Origin of the sequence: Ralstonia sp. 1138 (assembly GCF_040544795.1) — a bacterium.
GTDB lineage: Bacteria > Pseudomonadota > Gammaproteobacteria > Burkholderiales > Burkholderiaceae > Ralstonia > Ralstonia flatus.
Genome location: NZ_JBEPKQ010000001.1, coordinates 145,700 through 170,619 on the forward strand (window position 1 = coordinate 145,700; position 24,920 = coordinate 170,619).

20 protein-coding genes are annotated in these 24,920 nt (G+C 64.4%); 12 read left to right on the top strand and 8 right to left on the bottom strand.

From position 1 onward, the window contains the following. Positions 1–18: 18 nt before the first annotated feature. Entirely contained in the window at positions 19–1,383 is a 1,365-nt protein-coding gene (locus ABIC76_RS00645) for a T6SS immunity protein Tli4 family protein (protein WP_354532614.1), read from the top strand. Positions 1,384–1,435: 52 nt separating this feature from the next. Then, entirely contained in the window at positions 1,436–1,705 is a 270-nt protein-coding gene (locus ABIC76_RS00650; RefSeq protein WP_102067667.1) for a hypothetical protein, read from the top strand. Between the two features lie 40 nt (positions 1,706–1,745). On the opposite strand, the gene fliD is transcribed toward ABIC76_RS00650, so the two are convergent. The 5 genes from fliD to ABIC76_RS00675 all read right to left on the bottom strand — a co-directional run bounded on the left by fliD (position 1,746) and on the right by ABIC76_RS00675 (position 12,961). Beyond that, on the bottom strand, positions 1,746–3,782 hold the full coding sequence (fliD, locus tag ABIC76_RS00655) for a flagellar filament capping protein FliD (protein ID WP_354532615.1): 2,037 nt from the start codon (positions 3,780–3,782) through the stop codon (positions 1,746–1,748). A 194-nt stretch (positions 3,783–3,976) separates the two neighbouring features. Beyond that, entirely contained in the window at positions 3,977–9,826 is a 5,850-nt protein-coding gene (gene uvrA, locus ABIC76_RS00660; RefSeq protein WP_354532616.1) for an excinuclease ABC subunit UvrA, read from the bottom strand. A 244-nt stretch (positions 9,827–10,070) separates the two neighbouring features. Continuing rightward, positions 10,071–10,964 carry a class II glutamine amidotransferase gene (locus tag ABIC76_RS00665; RefSeq protein ID WP_354532617.1) on the bottom strand — a complete coding sequence of 298 codons (894 nt, stop codon included), beginning with the start codon at positions 10,962–10,964 and terminating at the stop codon, positions 10,071–10,073. Between the two features lie 450 nt (positions 10,965–11,414). Beyond that, complete coding sequence (locus ABIC76_RS00670) at positions 11,415–11,870, bottom strand: universal stress protein (protein ID WP_027678951.1); 456 nt, start codon at positions 11,868–11,870, stop codon at positions 11,415–11,417. Between the two features lie 80 nt (positions 11,871–11,950). Beyond that, the gene (locus tag ABIC76_RS00675) at positions 11,951–12,961 is read right to left on the bottom strand and encodes a zinc-dependent alcohol dehydrogenase family protein (protein WP_354532618.1); all 1,011 of its coding nucleotides are present in this window, start codon (positions 12,959–12,961) and stop codon (positions 11,951–11,953) included. A 153-nt stretch (positions 12,962–13,114) separates the two neighbouring features. Here ABIC76_RS00675 and ABIC76_RS00680 point away from each other — a divergent pair, with 153 nt between their 5' ends. Beyond that, positions 13,115–14,341: an MgtC/SapB family protein gene (locus tag ABIC76_RS00680; RefSeq protein ID WP_354532619.1), complete on the top strand. Its 1,227-nt coding sequence runs from the start codon at positions 13,115–13,117 to the stop codon at positions 14,339–14,341. Here ABIC76_RS00680 and ABIC76_RS00685 read toward each other — a convergent pair whose 3' ends face one another. Both ABIC76_RS00685 and ABIC76_RS00690 read right to left on the bottom strand, forming a co-directional pair. Then, the gene (locus tag ABIC76_RS00685) at positions 14,342–14,524 is read right to left on the bottom strand and encodes a YgaP family membrane protein (RefSeq protein WP_354532621.1); all 183 of its coding nucleotides are present in this window, start codon (positions 14,522–14,524) and stop codon (positions 14,342–14,344) included. A 32-nt stretch (positions 14,525–14,556) separates the two neighbouring features. Next, positions 14,557–15,024 carry a CBS domain-containing protein gene (locus ABIC76_RS00690; protein WP_354532622.1) on the bottom strand — a complete coding sequence of 156 codons (468 nt, stop codon included), beginning with the start codon at positions 15,022–15,024 and terminating at the stop codon, positions 14,557–14,559. Positions 15,025–15,310: 286 nt separating this feature from the next. Here ABIC76_RS00690 and ABIC76_RS00695 point away from each other — a divergent pair, with 286 nt between their 5' ends. The 6 genes from ABIC76_RS00695 to ABIC76_RS00720 are packed head-to-tail and all read left to right on the top strand — an operon-like array spanning position 15,311 to position 19,017. Continuing rightward, positions 15,311–15,811 (top strand): universal stress protein, encoded by a 501-nt coding sequence (locus tag ABIC76_RS00695; RefSeq protein ID WP_354532623.1) that lies wholly within the window; start codon positions 15,311–15,313, stop codon positions 15,809–15,811. 38 nt (positions 15,812–15,849) lie between these two features. Then, the gene (locus ABIC76_RS00700; protein WP_354532624.1) at positions 15,850–16,689 is read left to right on the top strand and encodes a universal stress protein; all 840 of its coding nucleotides are present in this window, start codon (positions 15,850–15,852) and stop codon (positions 16,687–16,689) included. 33 nt (positions 16,690–16,722) lie between these two features. Beyond that, on the top strand, positions 16,723–17,376 hold the full coding sequence (locus tag ABIC76_RS00705) for a BON domain-containing protein (protein ID WP_354532625.1): 654 nt from the start codon (positions 16,723–16,725) through the stop codon (positions 17,374–17,376). Positions 17,377–17,396: 20 nt separating this feature from the next. After that, positions 17,397–17,927 (top strand): flavodoxin family protein, encoded by a 531-nt coding sequence (locus ABIC76_RS00710; protein ID WP_354532626.1) that lies wholly within the window; start codon positions 17,397–17,399, stop codon positions 17,925–17,927. 46 nt (positions 17,928–17,973) lie between these two features. Further along, positions 17,974–18,336 (top strand): TraR/DksA family transcriptional regulator, encoded by a 363-nt coding sequence (locus ABIC76_RS00715; RefSeq protein WP_354532627.1) that lies wholly within the window; start codon positions 17,974–17,976, stop codon positions 18,334–18,336. Between the two features lie 30 nt (positions 18,337–18,366). Further along, positions 18,367–19,017 carry a BON domain-containing protein gene (locus tag ABIC76_RS00720; protein WP_354532628.1) on the top strand — a complete coding sequence of 217 codons (651 nt, stop codon included), beginning with the start codon at positions 18,367–18,369 and terminating at the stop codon, positions 19,015–19,017. Between the two features lie 89 nt (positions 19,018–19,106). Here the strand turns inward: ABIC76_RS00720 and ABIC76_RS00725 are convergent, their stop codons facing one another. Beyond that, on the bottom strand, positions 19,107–19,907 hold the full coding sequence (locus ABIC76_RS00725) for a helix-turn-helix domain-containing protein (protein ID WP_354532629.1): 801 nt from the start codon (positions 19,905–19,907) through the stop codon (positions 19,107–19,109). 296 nt (positions 19,908–20,203) lie between these two features. Between ABIC76_RS00725 and ABIC76_RS00730 the strand changes: the two genes are divergently transcribed. The 3 genes from ABIC76_RS00730 to mgtA all read left to right on the top strand — a co-directional run bounded on the left by ABIC76_RS00730 (position 20,204) and on the right by mgtA (position 24,919). Then, positions 20,204–21,550 carry a PAS domain-containing sensor histidine kinase gene (locus ABIC76_RS00730; protein WP_354532630.1) on the top strand — a complete coding sequence of 449 codons (1,347 nt, stop codon included), beginning with the start codon at positions 20,204–20,206 and terminating at the stop codon, positions 21,548–21,550. Continuing rightward, on the top strand, positions 21,547–22,194 hold the full coding sequence (locus tag ABIC76_RS00735) for a response regulator (protein WP_354532631.1): 648 nt from the start codon (positions 21,547–21,549) through the stop codon (positions 22,192–22,194). The genes ABIC76_RS00730 and ABIC76_RS00735 overlap by 4 nt, the downstream gene beginning before the upstream one ends. Positions 22,195–22,312: 118 nt before the next feature. Further along, a complete protein-coding gene (gene mgtA, locus ABIC76_RS00740; RefSeq protein WP_354532632.1) occupies positions 22,313–24,919 on the top strand; it encodes a magnesium-translocating P-type ATPase in 2,607 nt (868 codons plus the stop codon). Position 24,920: the final 1 nt, after the last annotated feature.

Sequence of the window (24,920 nt, forward strand, 5' to 3'; positions counted from 1 at the left end):
CGACTAACGATCTGCACCGTGACCGTTCTCCTGGCCGCGTGCGGCCGGGGTGGGCATGCCGAGGAGCCCGCGCCAAAAGAGGTAGAGGTTACGAATCGCTTGGGTGAGCGAGTACGGATACCGAATCCGAGCAAGGCTGACAGGCTTGAGGCCACGGCACCCGGCTATGTCACACCGCCAGAAAGTCGGCTCGAATGCCTTGGCCGGTTGATGTTTGATGTCCCGCGCAGTTTAGAGTTTGAATGGGCGATCGCATCCAAATCCACGAAGCAGGGGCCTTACGAGCAACTGTTTCAGTATTTCGACAACGGCACCGGACGAGGTCGGATGGAAATCGAAACGCCCGAGTTGCGAACGACATTTGCCGTGTACGGCCCAGATACGCCAAAGCTGCGTGAGGAATTTCTGGGCTACCGGGCACGCATGAATGCTGCAACATTGCACGGAAAACTGGAGTCGCTACAAAGCCAGAAAGAAGACGAGGACCTATATAAAAGAAGGCCCGAGCTTTTGGGCCCGAACACCAAAGAGAGTTTGGTCGAAAGCCGACAAAAAATCGAAAAAGACATCGCGGATCTCAAGGCAGATCGTTACCAGAAGGCTATTGATCTCGGACGCCCCAATAGTGCCGCTTTTCGCTCAGATGAGCGCATACAGAGTGCATCGTATCTGCGGGGTGCGATCGTGCTGGGTAACCACCTCGTTGCGTTCGAGTCGATGCTTCGTGGCCTCAAGAATGATGACGATCCAACTGAAGCGCAATGGACTGCCGCCGAAAACGCTCTCCGTAAGCTAATCGGCCAGCTTCAAGCACGAGACCTCTACGAAATTCCCAAGGAACGCGGCTTCTGTCTGCCATACGCCTTCCTACGTGACGACGGTACCTATGGGAACGAGATTTCCTCGTCGTTCCGATTTGCTGACAGCCCGGCCGTGACCTACCAGCTTAACTTCGCGGCAATTCCTGCAGGAACGCCATCCCCTACATCGCTGATCAACGGAGCGGGCCGCTCTATGGGCGCCTTAGGCGACCGCGCACCTGCCGGAATGAAAGTGACCCAGCGGCTTGGCCCCCGTCCGGTGAAGATCGGTGCGCTGACTTCGGTGCAAGGCGGGATCGTCGTCGAAGCTCAACGCCCCGGGCAAACCACGCGTGAGGGGTATCACGCCTATGCGGGCAATGCCGGATGGTCGGGCTCGCAGATTTTGCCAACGATCGAGGTCGTGATGGAGTCTGCTAGCCGCAATGCCCATCCCAGGCTGAATGCCGATGCGCCTCCCTATGCCGAAGCGCGCCCGAGGTTCGACGCGCTACTCAAGAGCATTCGTCTGCGCCCAACGTCCCCGCCGATGCCTGAGTTGGAGCAGGTGGTAAAGCAGTAATCCAGCTGTGGATGTGCAGCGACCCAAAATCAAAATCTCTCTCGGATCAACGATGTACACGAAATTGGTAGTAGCCCTCCTCACCACCGCCTGGATGACCGCAGGCATCTGCGCCCAGCACACCTCCACCGTGCCGGCATCAGGCAATGCCCCGCAAAACGGAATCAAGAAGGCCGTGCACGCAAAGAAGCACGGCAAGCGGGCCAAGGTCACCCGCGCGCGCAAGGGTGCTCCGGTGGCGAGCGATGGCGATGCAGAAGTGCTCGCTCAAGTGCTGGGATCGGATAGCAAGAATCCGTTGTGGGGAAAACCGCAGCAGTAACCAAGCGGATGGCCGCGGCGGACGCGCACTCAGGGCGCCCTTAGCCCCCCGTCCGCTGCTTCTGCAATATCGCCAACTGCGTCGTCAGGTAATTGCTCGTATTCGTCATACTCGCCACCACCTTTGACAGCGCATTGAACTGCGCGTAGTACAGCGCCTGCTTGGCATCGAGCTGCTTCTGCATCAGATCGATCTGCTTGCCGAGCGAGGTGATGGAGCTGTTGATGGCGTCGCTGGCGTTCTGCACCATGCCGTTGTTCGATAGCAGGTTGCCCGACACGGTGTGCAGTTGGGCCGCGTAGCCGCGCTGCACGGTGACGGTGCCGCGGTCCCCCAATGCACCGCCCGTCACTTGCACCCTCAGGCCATCCACGGCCGAGCCGCTGGCGCCGTACAGGTTCTGGCCCGAACCCGTGGCGGCGGCGCCGTTGATGGTGCCTTGTACATCGCGTCCGGCCGTGGCCGTTGGGCTGCCGCCCAGCAGCGACGCGGCGCCATTCCCTGACACCGACACCGTCGATACCGAGCCGTATTGCTTGTCGGTCAACGTCAGTACGCCGTTGGCATCGGTGCCGATGGCGACTTCCACCTTGGCTCTCTGCAGGTCGGGCGAGGCGTTGATCTGGCTCTGGATCTGCGCAGCCAGGCTCGACGCGGTGTAGCTGCCGGCCGGCACCTGGATGTTGGTCGTGATGCCGCTGAGCGTGACCGACAGGCTGTCGTTCACACCGCTCTGGATGGTCGTGTTGGCCGCCGCCGAGCCCTTGAGCGAACCCTGCGTCGCCAGCTGGGTCACGTTGACGGCATAGCTGCCGGCTTGCGTGGTCGTTGAAAACGACGAGACCTTCAGCAGCGAATCCGTCGCCGTGCCCGTGCCGGCAAAGAGCGCTGCCACCTGGCTGGGCGATTTCTTGAGCGCCGCGGTGAGCTTCGCGTCGTCAATCGACAGCGTGCCTTCCTTGTCCATCGTCACGCCAACGCTGCCCAGCGACTGGAACGCGCCGTTGCCGATGCCCTGGCCCAGCACGTCGGTCAGCTGGTTGATCATCGCCTTGGTGCTGACGTCGCCGGCCAGTGCGCCGTTGTTGGCCGGGTTGGCGGTGTCGAACTTGGTCAGCGCGTTCAGCTGGATGCGCAGCGCGTTGTACGCCTTGACGAAGTTCAGCACCGACTGGCTGGCCTGGCCGGCGTCGCTGCCGACCGTGACCGTCGTGCTGCCTGTCTTGGCCAGCGTGAACGAGGTGCCGTCCACCACGTCCGTCAGCGTATTGGTGGCGCTTTGCACGTTGATGCCGTTGACGGTGGCCATGGCGTTGCGGCCCGTCGCGACCTCCGTCATGTTCTGCGTGCCGGCCGGATCGTGGCTCAGCAGGGATTGCAGTGCAGGGTCGCCCGAGACGGCGATCTTCATTTCCGAATTGGCGCCGCCTGCGGTGGACGTCAGCACCAGCCGGTAGGGCGAATCGCTGCCGTCGTTGACGATGCTGGCCGAGACACCCACGTTGGCGTTGTTGATCGCATCGCGGATGCCGGCGAGCGTGTTGTTCGACGGATCGATGGTGATCGAGCCGCCGGCCTGGTTGCCGTTCTGCGTGAAGGTGGCGCCGGTGTATTTGCCGTTGGCAAAGCTGCCGCCAGAGACACTGCCGAATGAAAACGTAAGCGTGGTGGGCGTGCCGCCGCCGATGGGCGTCTTGCTCGACGTCTGCCCGGCGGCCGACAGCACCTGCGCCTGCGCAAGCTGCGTCACGTTGACTTGATACGTGCCCGCCGGCGCCGTGTTGGACAGCGTGGCCGTGAGGATCGACGTATCGTGCCCGCTCGCCTTGTTGCCCGTGAACGTGTCCGGGTTGTTCAGGGCGGCCATCGCCGTCTGGAAGGTCGACAGCGCGCTTTTGAGCGAGCCGACCGCCGACAACTGCGTCTGAAACGCCTTCTGCTGCGTCTGCCGCAGCGTCATGCCCTTGCTCTCCGCCTGCATCAGCTTCGTAACAAGGTTGTTGACGTCGATGTTCGTCCCGATGCCCGGAATGGAAATCGGCGGAACGTAGTTGTTGCTCGTGGAGGAGGTGGCCATGGTCGGACGCGCGCAAACGCTTTCTTCACAATCTCCACAATGTGACGGCAGCGCAGCCCGGTTCTTTAGGGCAAACCCTGCTTGGGCAGGCTCTTTGTCCGGGTTTGCTCAGGAAAGCGAAAGAATTGCCGACGCCACACGACGCGGCGGGCAGCGCCGAGGGTCTCCACCAGGGTGAAGACCGCCGCGCCACGTCAGACCGTCGCGCCTTCCTTGCTCGGATCGACCTGCTTGCCGCGCGCCAGCACTGGCGCCAATGCTGCGCCGGTATGGCTGGCGGCCACCTGCGTCAACGCCTCCGGCCCGCAAGCCGCGACGATCGTGCCGCCTTCATCGCCGCCTTCGGGGCCGAGATCGAGGATCCAGTCCGCCTCGGCAATCACGTCGAGGTCGTGCTCGATCACGATCACGCTGTGGCCGCCGTCCGCCAGGCGATGCAGCACGCGAATCAGCTTGGCCACGTCGGCCATGTGCAGACCCACGGTCGGCTCGTCCAGGACGTACAGCGTGTGGGGCGCCTTCTGGCCGCGGCGCGTCACGTCATCGCGCACCTTGGACAATTCGGTGACGAGCTTGATGCGCTGCGCCTCGCCGCCGGACAGCGTGGGCGAGGGCTGGCCCAGCGTCAGATAGCCAAGGCCGACGTCCTTCATCAACTGCAGCGGATGGGCAATGCTGTTCATCGCGCCGAAGAACTCGACCGCTTCGTCGATCTCCATGGTCAGCACATCGCCGATGTTCTTGCCGCGCCAGGTGACGGCCAGCGTTTCTGCATTGAAGCGCTGACCGTGGCAGACGTCGCAGCCGACCTTCACGTCGGGCAGGAAGCTCATGGCGATGGTGCGCACGCCCTGGCCTTCACAGGCGGGGCACCGGCCGTCGCCGGTGTTGAACGAGAAGCGCGATGCGGTGTAGCCGCGTGCGCGCGCCTCCAGCGTGTCGGCAAAGAGCTTGCGGATGGTGTCCCACACGCCGATGTACGTGGCGGGGCAGGAGCGCGGCGTCTTGCCGATCGGCGTCTGGTCGACTTCCAGCACGCGGTCGATGGTTTCCCAGCCGGTGACGCTGTCGCAGCCGTGCCAGTCGTGTTTGACGTCGAGCTTGCGTGGCATCTTCGCCTCAGGCGTCTCAGCCTGCGCGGCCTTGCGTGCGCGGCGGGTTGCCGGCGAAGACAGCACCGAACGGCCGACCGCATCGAGCAGGTTTGTCATCAACACATCGCGCGCCAGCGTCGATTTGCCCGAGCCTGACACCCCCGTAATCGCCACCAGACGCGACAGTGGCATCGTCGCGGTCACGTTGCGCAGGTTGTGCAGCTTGGCACCGTGCACCGTCAGCCATTGCTCCGGCACGGCTTGCTTGCCGGCACGCGGCGCAACCACCTGGCGGCGCGGCTGCAGCGGGTGCTCGATCGGCTGCGACAGGAATCGGCCCGTGAGCGAGTCGGGCTGGGCTGCTAGGTCTGCCACGCCGCCTTGCGCGACGAGCGTGCCGCCGCGCTTGCCGGCACCCGGGCCGATATCGATGATGTGGTCGGCGCGGCGGATGGTGTCTTCGTCGTGCTCGACCACCACCAGCGTGTTGCCCTTGTCGCCCAGCTTGCGCAATGCGTCCAACAGGATCTGGTTATCGCGCGGATGCAGGCCGATGGTCGGCTCATCCAGCACGTAGCAGACGCCCTGCAGGTTGCTGCCGAGTTGCGCCGCCAGACGGATACGCTGCGCTTCGCCGCCCGACAGGCTCGGCGCGGCACGATCCAGGCTCAGGTAGCCCAGGCCGACTTCCTCCAGGAACGACAGGCGGCTGTGAATCTCGGCCACCACGTCGCGGGCGATGTCGGCGTCGCGGCCGGTCAGGTCCAGGCCCTCGACCCAGCGGCGGGTCTGGCTGACCGTCCACTGCGCAATGTCGACGATGGGCTTGTCGGCAAAGGTCACCGCGCGCGCCGTCGGGTTCAGGCGCGTGCCGTGGCAATCCGGGCAGGGCAGGTCGGTCATGCCTTCCGGATCGACTTCCTCCGACGGCAGCGTCTGCTCGCGGCCGCGATCGTCGCCGCCCAGGACAGTGTCGTCAAACGCGGCACGCTGTTCACGCGTGAGCGCCAACCCGGTACCGACGCAGCTCGCGCACCAGCCGTGCTTGCTGTTGTACGAGAACATGCGCGGATCCAGCTCGGGGTAGCTGGTGCCGCAGGTCGAGCACGCGCGCTTGGTCGAAAACACCTTCACATTGCCGACATGCGCCGTGCCGCCGTTGTGCATGGCGTGTTGCAGGCCGTCGAGCGGCGCGAGCACGTGCATGATGCCCTTGCCGTATTCCAGCGCCTGCTCCAGCAACGCACGCAGCGCGGCTTCGTTTTCCGGCGAGACAACGATGTCGCCCACCGGCAGTTCCAGCGTGTGCTCGCGGAAGCGGTCCAGGCGCGGCCATGGGTCGACGGTCAGGAATTCGCCGTCGACGCGCAGATGCGTATAGCCGCGCGCCTTGGCCCATTTCGCCAGGTCGGTGTAGACGCCCTTGCGGTTGACGACCAGCGGCGCGAGCAGGCCGATGTGCTGGCCGCGATGGTCGCGCATGAGCTGAGCAAAGATCGCCTCCGGGCTTTGCGCCGACACGGGCGTGCCGTCGTGGATGCAGTGCTGCACGCCCAGCTTCACATACAGCAGGCGCAGGAAGTGCCACACCTCGGACGTGGTCGCCACCGTGCTCTTGCGGCCGCCGCGCGATAGGCGCTGCTCGATGGCCACGGTGGGCGGAATGCCGTACACGGCATCGACTTCGGGCCGCCCCGCGGGCTGCACGATGGAACGCGCATACGCGTTGAGCGATTCAAGATAGCGACGCTGCCCTTCGTGGAACAGGATGTCGAACGCCAGCGTCGACTTGCCCGAGCCCGACACGCCCGTCACCACGTTGAACTTGCCGTGCGGAATGTCGACGTTCAGGCCTTTGAGGTTGTGCTCGTGGGCGTGGACGATACGCACGACGTTTTCGCCCTGGACTTCCGCCAGCGCCGCACGCTTGGCGCGGCGGTCGGCCAGTGCTGTCTGCAGCGGCACGCCTTCGATGGCTTCCGGCTGGCCGACGCTGGCTTCGTATTGCTTGAGCGCGGCGCCGGTGTGCGATGCAGCGCAGTCTTTGACCTGCGCGGGCGTGCCGGCGCAGACCAGCAGGCCGCCGGCGTCGCCGCCTTCAGGGCCGAGGTCGATGATCCAATCTGCCGCACGCACCACGTCGAGGTTATGTTCGATCACGATCAGCGAATGCCCGGCGTCAAGCAGCTTGCCGAACGCGCGCATCAGCTTGGCGATGTCGTCAAAGTGCAGGCCGGTGGTCGGCTCGTCGAACATGAACAGGCGGCCAGCGTTGGCCGGCACGTCCTGCTTCACGCGCTTGCGCGCCGTCGCCTGGGCGGCCTGTGCGGCTTCGGCCAGGAAGCCCGCCAGCTTCAGGCGTTGCGCCTCGCCGCCGGAGAGCGTCGGCACCGGCTGGCCAAGCTTCACGTACTCCAGGCCCACGTCGACGATCGGTTGCAGCACGCGCAGCACGTCGGCGTCATCGGCGAACACGCTGGCAGCTTCGCTCACCGTCAGTTCCAGCACATCGGCCACGGACAATGCGCGGCCGGCGCGCGGCAGCTTCACTTCCAGGATTTCGGCGCGATAGCGCGTGCCGTCGCAGTCCGGGCAGCGCAGGTAGATGTCGGACAGGAACTGCATTTCGACGTGCTCGAAGCCCGAGCCGCCGCAGGTCGGGCAACGGCCGTCGCCCGAGTTGAAGCTGAACGTGCCGGCCGTGTAGCCGCGCTGAAGTGCCATCGGCGCCTTGGCGAACAGCTTGCGGATTTCATCGAACGCGCCAACGTAGCTGGCCGGGTTCGAACGCGCGGTCTTGCCGATCGGGGACTGGTCCACAAACACCACGTCGCTGATCTGATCGGCGCCGCGCAACGCGCGGAATGCACCGGGCGATTCGGTCGCCTTGCCGAAGTGCCGCGCCAGCGCGGGGTGCAGCACGTCCTGGATCAACGTCGATTTGCCCGAGCCCGACACGCCGGTCACGCACACCAGGCGCTGCAACGGAATCTCGACCGTGACATCGCGCAGGTTGTGTTCCGACGCGCCTTCGAGCACCAGGCGCGGCGTGGCATCGTTGACGGGACGCGCTTGCCAGTCCGTCGCATCGGCCACGCGGCGCTGGCCCGCCAGATACGCGCCCGTGAGTGTGTCCGCCTGGCGGATCGACGCCGGTGTGCCGTCGAAGACGATGTTGCCGCCGCGCTCGCCCGGGCCGGGGCCCATGTCGATCAGGCGGTCGGCGGCCAGCATCACCGAAGGGTCGTGCTCGACCACCACCAGCGTGTTGCCGGCGTCGCGCAGGCGCTGCATGGCTTGGACAATCCGATCCAGATCGCGCGGGTGCAGGCCGATGCTGGGTTCATCCAGCACGAACAGCGTGTTGACGAGCGATGTGCCCAGCGCCGTCGTCAGGTTGATCCGCTGCACTTCGCCGCCCGACAGCGTACGGCTCTGGCGGTCCAGCGTCAGGTAGCCGATACCGACGTCGCACAGATAGGCCAGGCGCGTGCGGACTTCGTCCAGCAGCAGCTTGAGCGCGTCGTCGAGCAGGGTGGACGGCAGCGTCAGTTCATCGAAGAAGCGGCGGATGCGCTCGATCGGCAGCAGCATCAGGTCGTGCACGGTCAGGCCGGGCAAGGCTTCGAGCTGGGCACGGTTCCAGGCCACGCCGCGCGGCATGAAGCGGTGTTCGGGCGCGAGCACGGCGTCGGCGTTTTCCTTGGTGCCCAGGCGCCATTGCATCGATTCGGTTTTCAGCCGTGCACCGCCGCAGGTTTCGCAGGTCGTGTAGCTGCGGTACTTGGAGAGCAGCACGCGGATGTGCATCTTGTAGGCCTTCGACTCCAGGTAGTCGAAGAAGCGGCGCACGCCGTACCACTGCTTGTTCCAGCCGCCCCGCTTGAAGGCCGGGTCGCCATTGATGACCCAGTTGCGCTGGGCTTCGGTCATCTCCGCCCACGGCGTGCCGCGCGGGATGTCGGCTGCGGCGGCGTAGCGCATCAGGTCGTCCTGGCATTCTTTCCAGGCTGGCGTCTGCATCGGCTTGATGGCGCCGTCGCGCAGCGTCTTGCGCTCGTCCGGAATCACCAGCCCCAGATCGACGCCGATGACGCGGCCGAAACCGCGGCAGGCATCGCACGCGCCGTAGGCGGAATTGAACGAGAAGAGCGCCGGCTGCGGGTCGGCGTAGCGCAGGTCGCTTTCCGGGCAGTGCAGGCCGGTGGAAAAGCGCCAGATCGTGGGCTCCGCACCCTCATCGGCCGGCAAGACGTACACGCTGACGCGTCCGCCGCCGCGCTTGAGCGAGGACTCGATGGCCTCCAGCGCACGCGCACGCTCGGTGCCCTGCAGGCGGAAGCGGTCCGCCACCACATCAAGCAGCTTGCGTTTGCCCGTGGACGACTCGACCACGCGTTCGGCCTGCACGCGCGTATAGCCGCTGACCGACAGCCACTGCGTGACTTCTTCCGGGCTCGTATTGGCGGGCAGCTCGACGGGAAACGTCACCACCAGGCGCGGATCGCCCTCGCGCGTGCGCGAAAGCAGCTCGTCGTAGATGGTTTCCGGCGTGTCGTGCCGCACCGGCAGCGCGGTTTCGCGGTCGAACAGCTGCGCTGCGCGCGCAAACAGCAGCTTCAGGTGATCGTTCAGTTCCGTCATCGTGCCGACCGTCGAGCGCGAACTGCGCACGGGGTTGGTCTGGTCGATGGCGATGGCGGGCGGCACGCCTTCGACGTGCTCGACCTGCGGCCGGTCCATGCGGTCAAGGAACTGGCGCGCGTAAGCGCTGAAGGTCTCGACGTAGCGGCGCTGGCCTTCGGCGTAGAGCGTGTCGAAAACGAGGCTGGACTTGCCGGACCCCGACGGGCCGGTCACGACGGTCATTTCGCCCGTGCGCAGGTCCAGATCGAGGTTTTTGAGATTGTGCTGACGGGCTCCGCGCAGGCGAATGACACCGGAGGACATGGAGGGCGTTCCTTGGAGCTTGGAGGTAAGGGGGAATGCCGGCGCGGGTGAACCTATGGCAGCTGCGTCGGCAATCAGAATTCGAGCCGTAAACTGTAGCGGATTATGAAGATCCGGTTCGTCTACGAAACGGGTCGCGGGCGGGAGCGTAACGCAGGGCTCCTGACAGCGTTTTGTCAGGAGGTTTCAGCGGAGCAGGAAAAAAGAGTGGGGTGACGCTTGTATCACCCCTGTGGCTGGGTGGTCAGCCGACCTCGCGCCCGTAGGAAGCCTGGTTGGCCGGCAGGTCGAAGCCCGTGGGACCGGGCTTACGGGGCACAAAACGGTGGTGTTCCACCACGCCGCCCTTGACGATGACGACGGTTTCTTCGGGAATCTCCGCCCACGCGCCGGGCAGGTCGACAAGCGGCTCGGACAGCACAAGGAAGGCATCGTCCCCCGCGTCTTCAATTGCGGCGCTGTCAGGATAGAGCTGGTGCAGATGCTTGAACGACGTGCTGTGAAAAAGGGAGCGTGATTCGCCCTCGCTGGAATAGCGCGCTGCCACGATCTGGACGCCGTCCGTTGCACAAACCGTCATGTTCAACGGGTATTCGACACCGTGGCGGCGGCCGATGTCTTCGATCAGCCCGACCATCTGCTCCAAGGCGCCGCGCGGGTCGCGGTCCAGCCCGAACGACAGCGCCAGGAAAAACATGACTTCGGAATCGGTCGAACCTTCAATCCAGCGGAACAGCTCCGGCGCCACTTCCATCATCAGGGCGCGGCGGAGCAGGGGGTATTCGCGGATCAGCCCGTTGTGCGCAAAAAGCCACCGGCCGTAGCGGAACGGATGGCAGTTGGTCTCCTGCGCCGGGGTGTCGGTGGCCGCGCGCACGTGCGCGATAAACATTGACGAGCGGATGGCGCGGGCAGCTTCACGCAGGTTGGTGTCGTTCCACGCGGGATGCAGGCAGCGGTAGCGGAAGGGCACTTCTGAGTAGCGGCCGTACCAGCCGATACCGAAGCCGTCACCGTTGGTGGTCGTCTCGCCGCCAAGGCGGGAGCGCAGACTCTGGTCGATCAACGAGTGCCGCGGCCGGAACAGCACTGTCTCCATCTGAATGGGATTGCCTGAATACGCCAGCCAGCGACACATGATGCATTGCCTATAGAGATGCCTTGAAAGGTGAGTCTATGCAATGCGTTTGCGAATGCACAAGAAAATCCGGACCCTTATCGGGCCAGGGTGTCCGCGAATTTACGGCCTTGACGGCGCGGTCTTTCACCATTTCTTTGGCGCGCGCCAGGCTCGTTATGCAGCTGGCGAATCCGCAGGGACACGGCCCAGCCGGCCACGGCGAGGGCTATGCGGACGTGCCGGTAAGCGCCAGGCGCACTCCCAGCTCTACTCGGTTCAAGCCGGGACCAGCGCATTCAGCATGGCAGCACTGTCGTCAAAACGCATCACCCTGGCCCGCGGCCCGGGGGTCCGCCGGCGTGGTGAGTGCCTCATCCAGTCGGCGGGTGGGATTGCCGTGTCGTTGCGCAGGGAAAGCCGGCCGAGTGCCCCAGAGCACACACGGGGCGGCGGCCGATGAAGCCGGCTTTATTCCTCGACTTCGCTACGCACCATCAACACCGGCTTGTTGGTCTTGCGCACCACGCCCTCAGCCACGCTGCCGAGCACCAGATGCTTGAGCCCGCGCCGGCCGTGGGTGCCGAGCACGATCAGGTCCGTCGCGGTCTCGTTGGCTTCCGCGACGATCGTTGCGGAGATCTGCCCCGGCGCAATGGATTTTTCGAGCAACTTGGTCGAATGCTTGACGCCGGCCGCGTCGAGCTTCTTCGAGACCTCCGCGAGCGTATCCCGGCCGTAATTGACGACCTGCTTGGCGTAGGCAATTGAGTCTGCGCCGACCATGTCGAACGTGATGTCGCTGCTGTCGGCAACGAAGAGGGCTTCGACCTCCGCGCCCGTCGCCTTGCTGACCACAATGGCCTGGTGCAGCGCGAGGTAGGACGCGTGGCTGCCGTCGATGGCGAGCAGGATTCGCTGATACATGGTGGTCTCCAAGGCGTTGCGCAGTCGGGCACCGCGTGTAATCAGCGTAGACAGCGTGACGGCGCGGCTGTTGATGCGCGTCAAAGGTCTTTCGACGCAACCTGCAGGACGGCTGCGCCCGCCACGCGACCGGCGCGGAGGTCTTCCAAGGCGGTGTTGGCGTCTTGCAGCGGATAGGGCGTGACGTGCACCCGCAACGGGATGTCCGCCGCGACGCGCATGAGCGCCAGCCCGTCCGCCCGGGTGAGGTTTGCGACGGAGACCAGCTTGCGTTCTTCCCATAGCAGCCGGTACGGAAACGCCGGGATGTCGCTCATGTGAATGCCGCCGCAGACCACCGCGCCGCCCTTGACCACGGCCTGCAGCGCCTGCGGCACGAGCGCGCCGATCGGCGCGAAGATCAACGCGGCGTCGAGCGGTTCCGGTGCGGGCGTGTCGCTCGCGCCTGCCCAGCTGGCGCCGGTGTCCAGCGCAAGTCGCTGGGCCGCCGTGTCGCCGGCGCGGGTGAAGGCGAAGACTTCGCGCTGTTCTGCCACGGCAATCTGCGTGACGAGGTGGGCGGCCGCGCCAAAACCGTAGATGCCGATCCTGCGCGCATCGCCGGCCATGCGCAGCGTGCAGTAGCCGATCAGGCCCGCGCAGAGCAGCGGCGCGGCGTGGGCATCGTCGTACCGCTCGGGAATCGGCAGGCAATATCGTGCGTCGCAGACGACGTATTGGGCATACCCGCCGTCGCGTGTGTAGCCAGTAAAGGCAGGGTGGTCACACAGGTTTTCGCGGCCGTGCAGGCAGTATGGGCAGACGCCGCATGTCCAACCGAGCCACGGCACGCCGACGCGCTCGCCTAGGGCCGGCGCTGTCACGCCTTCGCCGCACGACTCGACAATGCCGACGATTTCGTGACCGGGAATGAGCGACGGTTTCGGCGTGGTCAATTCGCCGTCCAGGATATGCAGGTCGGTACGGCAGACACCACACACGGAGACAGCGATCCGGACTTCGCCCGGCCCCGGCGTGGGCATCGGCACTTCACGCCAGATCAATGGCGTTCCCGCGCGTTCCATCACCATGGCATGCATCGATTCAGACATCGCTGTCTCCGGGATTGGCGTGTCTGGTCAGTATGGATGCGTGCCTCGAAACTTCGTGAAGCCGGTCGACCGTCGACTGCGCCAGATCAATCGCAAAGCGTTGCCGCGCGCAATACTGAACAAGTGCAAGCAACGGCCATCGGTGTCCACGCAATGTCTTCACTGCTGTCTTTCTCGGTTGCCTTGGGCGTGGGGTTGGCGATCGGCCTTGAGCGCGAGCGCAGCCATGCCGACAGCGCGGAGTTGCCGGCGGGCATGCGAACGTTTGCGATCGCGGCGCTGGCAGGTGCCATTGCCGCAAGCCTGCCCATGCCCCTGGCCGTGCCGGCGGTGTTGCTGACGGTCTCGGTGTTGGCGGCGCTCGGGTATCACCATTCCGCCAATGTCGATCCGGGCGTGACGACGGAACTCGCGCTTGTGGCAACCACGCTGTTGGGCGCCTATGCCGTGAGCGAGCCCGAAATGACGGCTGGCCTCGGCACGGTCCTTCTTGTCCTGCTCTACGCCAAAGCGGGTTTGCATCGGTTTGCCCGTACGGTCATCACCCAGCGCGAACTGGCAGATCTGCTGATCCTTGCCGTGGCGGCATTGCTGGTCTGGCCCGCGGTTCCGGACCGGAACATGGGGCCGCTGAATGCCTGGAACCCGCATACGCTGTGGCTGGTGGTGCTGCTCGTCATGCTGACGGGCAACGCGGGGCATTTTGCGGCGCGATGGTTTGGCGAGCGCATCGGCTTGCCGCTTGCCGGCTTGTTCAGCGGGTTTGCATCGAGCGTAGCTACGACGACGGCCATGGCTGCGCGCGTCCGCAAACATCACGGCTCCGTTGACGGCGCGGCTGCCGGAGCGCTGCTGTCCAATGTCGCCACGCTGGTGCAGATGCTACTGCTGATTGCGGCCATCAGCATCGACTTGTTGCAGCTTCTCGCGGCCCCGCTGGTGGCGGGCATCACCGCGACCGTGGCATGGTCCGCGCTTTGGATATGGCGGGACAACACGCCACGTCAGAATGCGCAGGACAGTTCAGCGTCATCCATCAACTGGCGTGTCGCGATCGGCTTTGCGCTGTGGACGGCGGTGCTGCTGCTGGCGGCTGCCGTTGCGCGCACCTGGTTCGGGACAGCGGCGGTGGCGGCTGTCACCGTCTTGGGTGCGTTTGCCGACGTGCATGCCGCGACCGCATCCATCGCTACCCAGGTGGCGGGGCATACGCTGCAACCTTCAATAGCTGGCGCGCTGGTGATGCTCGCGCTGAGCGCTAACACGCTCTCGAAGGCCGTTGTGACCCTCGGCGGAGGCCACGCGTTTGCCGGCAAGGTCGCAGTCGGCTTGCTGAGCATGCTTGCGCTCAGCTGGGCGGTGTTCTGGTTTGTCGCCTAGTCAATCGCGGCCGATGCCCAGCACCCAATAGAGCGGGCACATGCGGATCAGCCCCGTCACTAGCGGGATCAACCCCACCCAGCCCACCCACGCCGGGACCTTGCCAAAAAACGCCAGCAGGATCATGGCGAGGCCGATCAAGATGCGGACGGTACGGTCCGCGGTTCCAACATTGGTGAACATGGCAGCGCTCCTGAAAACGGGTTGAAGACGATTTAGAGAATCAGGTTGGGCGGCGCGTGCTGTGGTGACCCGGTAACGTTGTCGCGACCGAGAATGCCGGCCAGCAAGGTCCATTCGCCGCCCATCGCACGGATGGTGTCGTCCAGACTCAGCATGCCCACAAGCCGTTGCTGACGATCGACCACTGCCAGGCGGTGCAGGCCGTGGCTCAGCATCGCGCGTAGGGCTTCGCTGATCATCGCGTCATCGTGGATGGTCAGAAGGCCGCGCGTCATGACTTCGGAGACGGCGGTTTCGCTGCAATCGCTGTGGCTGGCAATGCCGTGCACCACCATGTCGCGGTCTGTGACGATGCCGACCACGCGCGAACCGCCAGCGGCGTGTTCGGTGACAAGCAGCGCACGGGCGCTTTCGTCACGCATCAAACGCGCGGCCTGTTGCAGCGTCGCGGTTGCCCGGATGTGGACGATGCGGTGGGAGCAAATCTCGTCGATCCTCATGCTGAACTCCGATGCGCGTACGTTTTCACTATAAGAACGGGCCGGTGTCAGAAGTTGATCCCGCACAAGGTGCCGTGAGCTTTCGGTGGTTGCCCGAGATGGGCAGCGGATAGCGGACGAGTCTATCGAGCGTTGCGCCCGAGTCATTGAGGCAGATCAAGTGGCATTGGCGGCCGATCTGGCGAGCTAAACGCTGATGTAAATCAAGGGGCGATCCGCGTGGTGGTCCAACATGGAATTCAGCAACCCCGCTTGGGGCAGACGACGGATTCGATGGAGGCACATCATGTACGACAGGATTCTGGTAGCGGTGGATGGCAGCCCTACCGCAGATCGGGCGCTGGACGAGGCCATCCGGCTTGCACAAAAGCTCGGCTCCGAGCTGGTCATCGCGCACGTCGTCGACAACTCGTATCTGATGTACGACGTTGGCTATATCGACGTGGGCGCGTTCACCGAGGCGTTGGTCAAACAGGGCAATCAAATCGTTGCCGACGCGCGCGCCAAGGCCGAGAAGGCCGGCGTGCATGTCCACAGCGTGGTGGTCGACGATCCCATCGGCACCTTCGATATCGGCACGGCCATTGAACAGGCCGCCCACAACGTCGGTGCTCAAGCCCTGGTGCTGGGCACGCACGGGCGACGCGGCTTTCGCCGATTGTTCCTGGGTAGCGTTGCCGAGAGCGTTGTGCGCATGAGCACACTGCCGGTGCTGCTCGTGCGCGCGTCGCCGACGGAAACACGCCCTGCGGCGACGGAACCGCTCAGCAATGCTGTCATCGCCTGACCGGGTGCCTTCTCTCTGACACACATCGGGATCTGACCATGACCTACGCCAGCGTGATGGTGCATCTGGACCGCAGCGAACGCGCCATGCACCGCCTCAACCTTGCTGCCCAGTATGCGCGGGCACACAACGCCAAACTTGTCGGCATCTACGCGAGCTTTGCGCCCAGCATCAGCTGGTTCTACATGATGGAGAACGCCGCGCGCTATCTGGAGGAAGACCGCATCCGGCGCGACAGCATCCGCGATGCCGTGCACGCGCGCTTTCGGCAGGCAACCGAAGGGCTTCCGGTGGAAACCGAGTGGCGCGCAGTGGAAGGCGACCCCGTGGCGCTTGTGCTGCGCGAAGCGCGGGAGGCCGATCTGCTCGTGATAGGACAACGAAACCACGATGAACCGGATGAATTTGTCGCCGGGGACTTTGCGGAAACGCTGATCCTGGAGTCGGGCCGCCCGGTGCTGGTCGTGCCGTACGCCGGCGACTTCACGGCGTTGCCCAAGCGTGTTCTGGTGGCCTGGAGCGGCGGCCGCGAATCGGCCCGGGCGCTGCACGATGCCCTGCCCATCATGGCGGGCACGAACGTGCACGTGCTGCAGATCACAAGCAAGCAGCCAAAACACTGGGCCGAAGAAACCACGGTGGGGCAAGTCGCGCGTGCGCTGAACGCGCGCGGCATTCATGCCACGGTGGAAGAGACCGACTGCGCAGATTCCGACACCGCCATCGGCGAGTTGCTGCTCTCGCGCGCGGCCGATTTCAACGCCGATCTGATCGTAATGGGCGCATACGGACACAGCCGTCTGCGCGAACTCGTGCTGGGTGGGGTCACCCGCACGCTGCTCAAGACGATGACTGTGCCTGTGCTGATGTCGCACTGAGACCCCACGTCGATCAGACATCAGGAGATCTCCATGAAGAACGATATCCAGCTCAAGCACGATGTCGAAGAAGAACTGCAGTGGGATCCGGCGGTGGATGCCAGCTGCTTTGCGGTGAAAGCCAAGGACGGTGTCGTCACGCTTTCCGGCAGCGTCGATACGTTTGCTGACAAGCACGCGGCCGAGGAGGCTGTCCGGCGTGTTGCCGGTGTGACAGCGCTTGTTGTGCACGTGGACGTGCGGATGCCGCCGGATATGCAGCGCCCCGACGACGAGATTGCCCAGGCCATCAGCAGTGCGCTGCATTGGAATGCATCAGTGCCGTCGGAGTCGGTGCGGATCACCGTCGAAGACGGGGCCGTGACACTGCGCGGAGAAGTTGACCAGGACTTCCAGCGTCGCGCGGCACTCGACACCGTGCGCAGGGTGCGCGGCGTGAAGTCGGTGGCCAATGCGCTGACATTGCGAGCCGCCGCCGGTCCGGCCGATCTGAGCAACCGCATTGCGAAGGCGCTGCAACGCCTGGCCGCGGTGGATGCCTCGCGGCTCAATGTTTCCGTGGCAGACGGGACGGTGACGTTGTACGGGCCGCTGCGCAACCTCAACGAATGCCGTGCCGCCCGGGAAGCCGCATGGGATGCACCGGGCGTGCGGGCCGTCGTCGACCAGATGTGGGTGGGTTCCTAGAGGCAACGCTGGAGTTCGAGATGGAAAAGAAGCTGATCGTGTATTACTCGCGCACCGGCACGGCGCGTCAGGTGGCCGAGCAGATGGCTGCGCAGAGCGGATGGCAGCTTGCCGAGGTGACGGACGAATATCCGCGCGCCGGCTTTCTCGGAGATGCGCGCTGCGTGATCGAAACGGTATTCCATACGCGCGCCAAATATCGCTATGAGGGCCCGCCGCTTGATGAGGTCGAACACGTCATCGTGATCGCGCCCATCTGGATGGGCCATCTGGCTTCGCCCATGCGTGATTTCCTGGCTGACCAATTGCCGGGGTCGCGGCATCTGTCAGTGATCTGCGTCATGGCCGCGCGCGGGGCATTCAGTGCGATCGAAGAGATCGCGCGCATCACCGCCACCATTCCTGTGCCGGTGCTGGCGCTGTTCCAGCGGGACGTGCAGAGCGGGTTGTCGCAGGAGGAAGTTGCGGGCTTTATCGATCAGGTGAAGACCGCCGACCGGTGGGAGCAATCGAGGCAGCGCCCGGCCTGGCTTTCGCCAACGGAAGCCTGACGCCGGAAACACAGCCCGACGCTACGTCGATTGAAGGAGATTGGGCATGAGCCGCTTTACCGAGGCGCAATGGAAACGGCTGAGGAGCCTGCTCGACGAGCAGGAGGCGCGCGTGCGGCGCCAGTTGTCCGCGCTGGGCGCTCCTGGCGTGCCTGCGCCGCGCGAGGCGCCACTGGAAAACGCCGATCTTGCCGATGAAGAGGCCGGGGACCAGACAAACGACGTCATGCTCGCCCATTACCGAAGCGAACTTGAGCAATTGGACGCGGCACGCGAGCGTATGCAGCAGCACAGTTACGGCATCTGCGTCGATTGCGGCGAAGCGATTCCCTTTTTACGCCTGCAAGCCCAGCCGACCGCCGTGTGCTGTTTGTCGTGTCAAACAGCGCGCGAGCGCCGCTGGGCATAGCGCGGCGACTCTATCAAGCAGGAGCGAGCTATGAAAAGCGATCTGGGTATCAAGCAGGACGTGAACGACGAACTGCTCTGGGAGCCTGCGGTGGATGCCGCAGCCATTGGTGTGGAGGTGGACAACGGCGTCGTGACGCTGACCGGCCACGTGCGCAGCTACATGGAAAAGCTCGCGGCCGAACACGCAGCTGAGCGCGTTGCCGGCGTGCGCGGTGTCGTGCAGAAAATCGAAGTCCGCCTGCCGGGCACACACACGGACGCAGACGTTGCCCAGGCTGCCCGTGACGCGCTGGAATGGCAGGCCACGCTGCCGTCCAACCGCATCGAAGTGCTGGTCGAAAACGGCTGGGTGACGCTCTCGGGCGAAGTCGATTGGCCCTACCAGAGTGAACAGGCGGCGCATGCGGTCGGCTCGCTGCGCGGTGTCGCGGGGCTGATCAACCGGTTGCGGATCAAGGCGCGCGTACAGCCGGCCAACGTTGCCGAGCAGATCGGTGCGGCACTCAAACGGCATGCCGCGCGTGAAGCTGACCATATCCAGGTCTCTGTTCAGGGCGGGACGGTCACGCTCAGCGGGCACATCGGTTCCGCATCGGAGCGGCGCGCGGCCAAGGGCGCAGCATGGTCTGCACCCGGCGTGACGCAAGTCATCGATCATCTCCAGATCGCGCCGAAGTGAAGCGGAAATCAAGCGGGGAAGCAAGTGCGCCGCCCCACCCGAAAAAAAAAAAAGGGGGGCGGCGCTTTTTTATGTGGCGCACCGACCGATCAAAGCTCCGTCAATGCCGCCTTGTCGGTCAGTTCGATGTTCTTGCCGCTGACGACGATCCAGCCTTCGCGCTGGAACCGCGACAGGGCACGGCTGACTGTCTCCAGCTGCATGCCGAGGTAGCTGCCGATTTCCTCGCGCGTCATGCGCAGCGTGAAGCTGGAAGCGGAGTAGCCGCGGTCCTGCATGCGCGCGGAGAGGTTCAGCAGGAAGGTCGCCACGCGCGCTTCCGCACTCAGCCCGGCGAGCAGCAGCATGAGGCCCGATTCCCGCACGATCTCTTCGGCCATCAATTGGTGCAGGCGATGTTGCAGTGGCCGGATGTCCTGGCACAGGTCTTCGATGCAATGGAACGGGAGAGCGCAGACCGTGCTGTCCTCCAGCGCGATCGCATCGCAGGTGTGGCGATCGGCGGCTATGCCGTCGAGGCCCAGCGTCTCGCCGGCCATTTGGAAGCCGGTAACGTGGCTGGCGCCGTTGGGATGCGACACCACGGTTTTGAACGATCCCGAGCGGATGGCATACAGCGCATGGAAGCTGTCACCCGCGCGGAAAAGTGCGTCGCCCCGGGCGACCTTGCGCCACGTGTGCACCATCTGGTCGAGCTGATTGCGTTGCGCCGACGGCACCGCGCTCGCGATGCAGGCCCAGTGCATCATGCAGTTGGCGCACTGGCTGCTGGGAATCAGTGGCGTCGTCGATCGGACTTGGGTCGCGTCACGGACGAGCCTCAGCGCGGGAAGCGAAGCCGGATGACGGTTTTCAACGGGTGCAGGGGACTGTACGGTGCTGGGAATCATGGGGCGGCTCCGGAAGGCATCTGTGGTTTTTGAACCACGCATCCTCTGTGAGGTGGTGGTGATCCGGCCACTGCGCTCCATCAACGCTCGGTGTCCGTAAGCTCAGTATCGGAGGCGCGGCGTTTGCGCGAAATCAGGCACCGCTGAGATGTCCGTCGGCATTTGCCGTGCGCTTGTCAGGGTTTCCTGACAGCGGCGGCAGGGTTTTCCGGGGGGCGCCTCCATCACATGGGTAGTATCTGCTGCCCCGAGAATGGGCTATGTTGATTGCATCCCAGGCCTATTTTTGGTGTTCGGTGGCGGAGCAAGACACGCAATCCTCGAAGGCAGCGCACAGGCGCCTGCCGCAGTTGCAATCCACCTCTGCCGAATTCTTGGTCGGGGTACTCGCCGTTGTGTTGCTGGCCGCGACGTTGGCACGGCTGGCCTTTGTTCTGCGGGCCAGTGATGCCGCGTTCGTCTTGCTGGCCGCGGCAAGTGTTGCTGCGGTGATCGCGCTGATGTTCTATGGGCTGCGACTGCGCAAGCTGCGAGCGGCCGTCGCGCGCGATCTGACCTACCTTGAAAAAAGCGAAGCCCGGCTGGCCGGCATCATCCGCTCGTCCATGGAGGCGATCATTTCAGTGGATGACGCCCAGCGCATCGTGCTGTTCAATCCCATGGCAGAAACACTGTTCGGATGCCCAGCTCGCCACGCCATCGGCCGGCCGCTGGCGGACTTTATTCCCGAGCGGTTTCGCGGCGCGCATGAAGCCCACGTCCGGCGCTTCGGCGTGACGGGCGTCTCGGAGCGCCAGATGGGGAAGCAGCGCCCGCTGTTTGCGCTGCACACCGATGGGCGCGAATTCCCGATCGAAGCGTCGATTTCGCAGATCGAGGTGAATGGCGGCAAGCTGTTCACCGTCATGTTGCGCGACACCACTGAGCGTGTCCGTGCCGAGGCCGCGCTGCGGCGTTCACAGGAAGAGCTGCAGCATCTGTCGGATAGCGTACTGGCGACACGGGAAGAGGAACGCCACCGCATCGCACGTGAACTGCACGACGATCTGGGCCAACGCCTGAGCGCGCTGAAGATGGACATTTCCCTGCTGGCCGCGGATTTGCAGGCCGCGCGCAGCGACCAGACCCTGATCGACCAGACGCAGGCGATGCAACGGGTGATCGACGAGACGATTGCCGCAGTGCGGCAGATTTCCGCAGATCTGCGGCCGCCGTTGCTCGACGAGTTGGGGCTCGTGCCCTCCATCGAGTGGATGGCGAAGAATTTTCGTCAGCGCTTTGGCTTGGTCGTCAACGTGCATGCGGAGGAGGTGGCGATGGATGAGCGCGCCGCCATCTCCGTCTTCCGGATCGTGCAGGAGGCGCTCAACAATGTCGTGCGCCACGCCGATGCTACGCGCGTTGAGATCGAGTTTTCGCAGCAGGATGGCGTGCTGGAGCTGTCCATCCAGGACAACGGGCATGGCTGGAGCGGGGCCCCGCCCGCTGCGGGCGAGCGCAAGCCGCTGGGCTTGTTGGGCATTCGCGAGCGGGCCCGCTTGCTGGGCGGGCAGGCAACAACCACGCACGCGCCCGGCGGAGGCTTCCGTTTGAGCGTACGTTTTCCCGCCGTTCACAACGCCACCGAGGAGGCCCGGACATGATTCGCGTGATGATCGCCGACGATCATGCCGTGATGCGCGACGGCGTGCGTCACATCCTGGAGCGCGCGGGGAATTTCGAAGTCGCATGCGAAGCCTCCGACGGCACGCAGGTCGTGCAACTGGTGCGTGACCATCAACCGCAGGTGATCGTGCTGGATCTGTCGATGCCCGGGCGCAGTGGGCTGGAACTGGTGCGCCAGCTGCATGACGATCACCCGAGGGTGCGCGTGCTCGTGCTGACCATGCACGCCGAGGAACAATATGTGGCCCGAGCCTTTCGTGCGGGCGCGGCTGGTTACCTCACCAAGGAAAGCGCCGCGACCGAACTCGTCACCGCGCTCCAGAAGGTGGCGAACGGCGGCACGTACGTCAGCCCGCCCATGGCAGAGAAGCTTGCGCACAGCCTGGGCGAGCCCAGTGAGGAGGCGGCCCACACGCGCCTGTCTGACCGTGAAATGGAGGTCTATCGCCGGCTGGTGCGAGGCGAGCCGTTGACCGAAATCGCCACCAGCCTGTGCGTGAGCGCCAAAACCATCAGCACCTACAAGATGCGGTTGATGGACAAGCTGCAGCTTTCCAGCGAAGCCGCGCTCGTGCGTTACGCGATACGTCATCGTTTGTTTTCCGACGACGATACGCTGTAGCGCGTCCAGTTCAAGCGTGCTGGGGACGGATGACTGCGACCGTTGCGCTGCATCAAGCCCGGAGGTGAGCGCTGCGCTCTAATGGTTTGCACATCCACGCGTTTGCTTGCCATTCCCCATGCGCACCCCACCCGAGCAACTTCTGCGCTCGTCAGAGCACGACCTTTCGATGTGGTCGGCGCTTTCCGCGCAGAACGTGCTGCACAGGCTCCAGTCCGAGAGGCATGGGCTGACTCAGGAAGCCGCCGCGCAGCGCTTGCGCGAATACGGCTTTAACCGCGTGGCCAACGGCCACCACGAGGCAGTGTTTGCGGAACTGCTTCGCCGTTCCATCAATCCGCTGAATCTTCTGCTCATCTCGCTGGCGGGCGTCTCGGCGCTGTTGGGCGATGTGCGGGCGGCCGTGCTGATCGCCGTCATGGTGGTGCTGAGCGTGGTGCTGGGCTTTCTGCAGGAGCATCGCTCGAACCGTGCGGCGGAAGCACTGCGCCGCATGGTGCATACAACGGCGACGGTCAGGCGCATCGGGTCCGACGGCGCCGGGGCGAGCCGGGAAATCCCCATCGAGCAACTCGTGCCCGGCGACATCGTCCAATTGTCGGCCGGTGACATGGTGCCGGCAGACCTGCGGCTGCTCGACGCGAAGGACGTGTTCGTCAACCAATCGACCCTGACCGGCGAGGCCATGCCACAGGAGAAGCATGCGGAGCCGCTCGACAGTCACCCTGCGGCAGATTTCGATCGGGCCAATCTCTGCTTCATGGGCAGTGCCGTGGTGAGCGGCTACGCCACAGGCGTGGTCCTCACCACCGGGCGCCGGACGGCATTCGGTCATGTAGCCAACCTGATTGCCGCGCAACGCGTGCAGACCAGTTTTGATCGCGGCATTACGCGGTTCACCTGGCTGATGCTCACGCTGATCCTGGTGATGGCGCCCACCGTTTTCGTCATCACCGGCCTGACCAAGGGCAACTGGTTCGAGGCGCTGTTGTTTGCGGTGGCCGTGGCCGTCGGCCTGACGCCAGAAATGCTGCCGATGATCGTCACGGTCAATCTGGCGAAGGGCGCCATCGCCATGTCGCGCAAGAAGGTCATCGTCAAACGGCTCAATGCCATCCAGAACTTTGGTGCGATGGACGTGCTGTGCACGGACAAGACGGGCACGCTCACGCAAGACCGCATCATCCTCAAGCATCACCTGGATTTGCGTGGCGAAGAATCCGATCAAGTGCTGGAGTACGTGTTTCTGAACAGCTTCTATCAGTCGGGCCTGAAGAACCTGCTGGACGTGGCCGTGCTCAAGCATGTGGAGCTGGAACAGCGCCTGGATGTGCATGCGCGGTTCCAGAAGATCGATGAGCTGCCGTTTGACTTTGAGCGCCGGCGCATGTCGGTGGTGCTGGCGCAGGACGACGGCACGCATGTGCTGATCTGCAAGGGTGCAGTGGAAGAAGTGCTGGCTGCCAGCACACGTTACGTCAGCGGTGACGACGCGGGCCCGCTCGAGGCAAGCCACCTGGAAGATACGCGGCGACTGGCGGAGGGCCTGAACGCCGACGGCTTCCGTGCCGTGGCTGTCGCATACAAGGAAATGCCGGCCGAGCAAAGCGAGTACGCCGTGCGAGACGAGTCCGGATTGACATTGCTGGGGTTTATCGCCTTTCTGGACCCACCGCGTGAGACGGCGGCGCCCGCCATTGCCGCCTTGAAGGCCAGCGGCGTGGCGGTCAAGATCCTGACGGGGGACAACGCCATTGTTGCGCGCAAGATTTGTCGCGAGGTCGGCCTCGCTGTTGAGCCGGTGGTACTTGGCGCCGAATTGGCCGCCATGTCGCCAGACCAGATGGCCGACGTGGCCGAACGCGCATCGGTTTTCGCCAAGGTGTCGCCCGCGCAGAAGGCGGCCATTGTCGATGCGCTGCACCGCAGGGGGCATGTTGTCGGCTTCATGGGCGACGGCATCAACGACGGGCCCGCGCTCAAGGCAGCCGATGTCGGCATCTCCGTGGATAGTGCGGTCGATATTGCCAAGGAGTCCGCCGACATCATCCTGCTGGAGAAAAGCCTGGCCGTGCTGGGGGAGGGCGTGACGGAAGGGCGCAAGGTGTTCGGCAACATCGTCAAGTACATCAAGATGGGCGCCAGCTCGAATTTCGGAAACATGTTCAGCGTGCTGGGCGCCAGCCTGTTTCTGCCATTCCTGCCGATGGCGCCGGTGCAGGTGCTGCTCAACAACCTGCTTTACGACTTCTCGCAAACCGCCATCCCGACTGACAACGTGGACGACGACTACCTCGTCAAGCCACGACGGTGGGAGATCGGCAGCATCCTGAAGTTCATGCTGTACATGGGGCCCGTCAGTTCGCTGTTCGATTTCGCGACCTACGCGCTGCTACTGGGCGTCTTTCACGCGTGGGGCAACCCGGCGCTGTTCCAGTCGGGGTGGTTCGTTGAATCGCTCCTCACGCAGACACTCATCATTCATATCATCCGCACGGGCAAGGTGCCCTTCGTGCAAAGCCGGGCAAGTACCGCGCTGGTGCTGACGAGCATCGCCATTGCTTGCGTGGGTGTTGCCATGCCGTTGACATCGGCCGGAGCGCTGTTCGGCTTTGTGCCCCTGCCAGCGGCCTACTGGCTCTGCCTGGCGGCGATCGTGCTGGCCTACGGGTTGGCTGCTTACGCGATGAAAGCCTGGTACGTGCGCCGATACGGGCTGGACTGAA

Bases quoted from the DNA above. Each gene is read 5' to 3' on its own strand.
- ABIC76_RS00650 (WP_102067667.1), top strand. From the start codon at position 1,436: ATGTACACGAAATTGGTAGTAGCCCTCCTCACCACCGCCTGGATGACC.
- fliD (WP_354532615.1), bottom strand. From the start codon at position 3,782: ATGGCCACCTCCTCCACGAGCAACAACTACGTTCCGCCGATTTCCATT.
- uvrA (WP_354532616.1), bottom strand. From the start codon at position 9,826: ATGTCCTCCGGTGTCATTCGCCTGCGCGGAGCCCGTCAGCACAATCTC.
- ABIC76_RS00665 (WP_354532617.1), bottom strand. From the start codon at position 10,964: ATGTGTCGCTGGCTGGCGTATTCAGGCAATCCCATTCAGATGGAGACA.
- ABIC76_RS00670 (WP_027678951.1), bottom strand. From the start codon at position 11,870: ATGTATCAGCGAATCCTGCTCGCCATCGACGGCAGCCACGCGTCCTAC.
- ABIC76_RS00675 (WP_354532618.1), bottom strand. From the start codon at position 12,961: ATGTCTGAATCGATGCATGCCATGGTGATGGAACGCGCGGGAACGCCA.
- ABIC76_RS00680 (WP_354532619.1), top strand. From the start codon at position 13,115: ATGTCTTCACTGCTGTCTTTCTCGGTTGCCTTGGGCGTGGGGTTGGCG.
- ABIC76_RS00685 (WP_354532621.1), bottom strand. From the start codon at position 14,524: ATGTTCACCAATGTTGGAACCGCGGACCGTACCGTCCGCATCTTGATC.
- ABIC76_RS00690 (WP_354532622.1), bottom strand. From the start codon at position 15,024: ATGAGGATCGACGAGATTTGCTCCCACCGCATCGTCCACATCCGGGCA.
- ABIC76_RS00695 (WP_354532623.1), top strand. From the start codon at position 15,311: ATGTACGACAGGATTCTGGTAGCGGTGGATGGCAGCCCTACCGCAGAT.
- ABIC76_RS00700 (WP_354532624.1), top strand. From the start codon at position 15,850: ATGACCTACGCCAGCGTGATGGTGCATCTGGACCGCAGCGAACGCGCC.
- ABIC76_RS00705 (WP_354532625.1), top strand. From the start codon at position 16,723: ATGAAGAACGATATCCAGCTCAAGCACGATGTCGAAGAAGAACTGCAG.
- ABIC76_RS00710 (WP_354532626.1), top strand. From the start codon at position 17,397: ATGGAAAAGAAGCTGATCGTGTATTACTCGCGCACCGGCACGGCGCGT.
- ABIC76_RS00715 (WP_354532627.1), top strand. From the start codon at position 17,974: ATGAGCCGCTTTACCGAGGCGCAATGGAAACGGCTGAGGAGCCTGCTC.
- ABIC76_RS00720 (WP_354532628.1), top strand. From the start codon at position 18,367: ATGAAAAGCGATCTGGGTATCAAGCAGGACGTGAACGACGAACTGCTC.
- ABIC76_RS00725 (WP_354532629.1), bottom strand. From the start codon at position 19,907: ATGATTCCCAGCACCGTACAGTCCCCTGCACCCGTTGAAAACCGTCAT.
- ABIC76_RS00735 (WP_354532631.1), top strand. From the start codon at position 21,547: ATGATTCGCGTGATGATCGCCGACGATCATGCCGTGATGCGCGACGGC.
- mgtA (WP_354532632.1), top strand. From the start codon at position 22,313: ATGCGCACCCCACCCGAGCAACTTCTGCGCTCGTCAGAGCACGACCTT.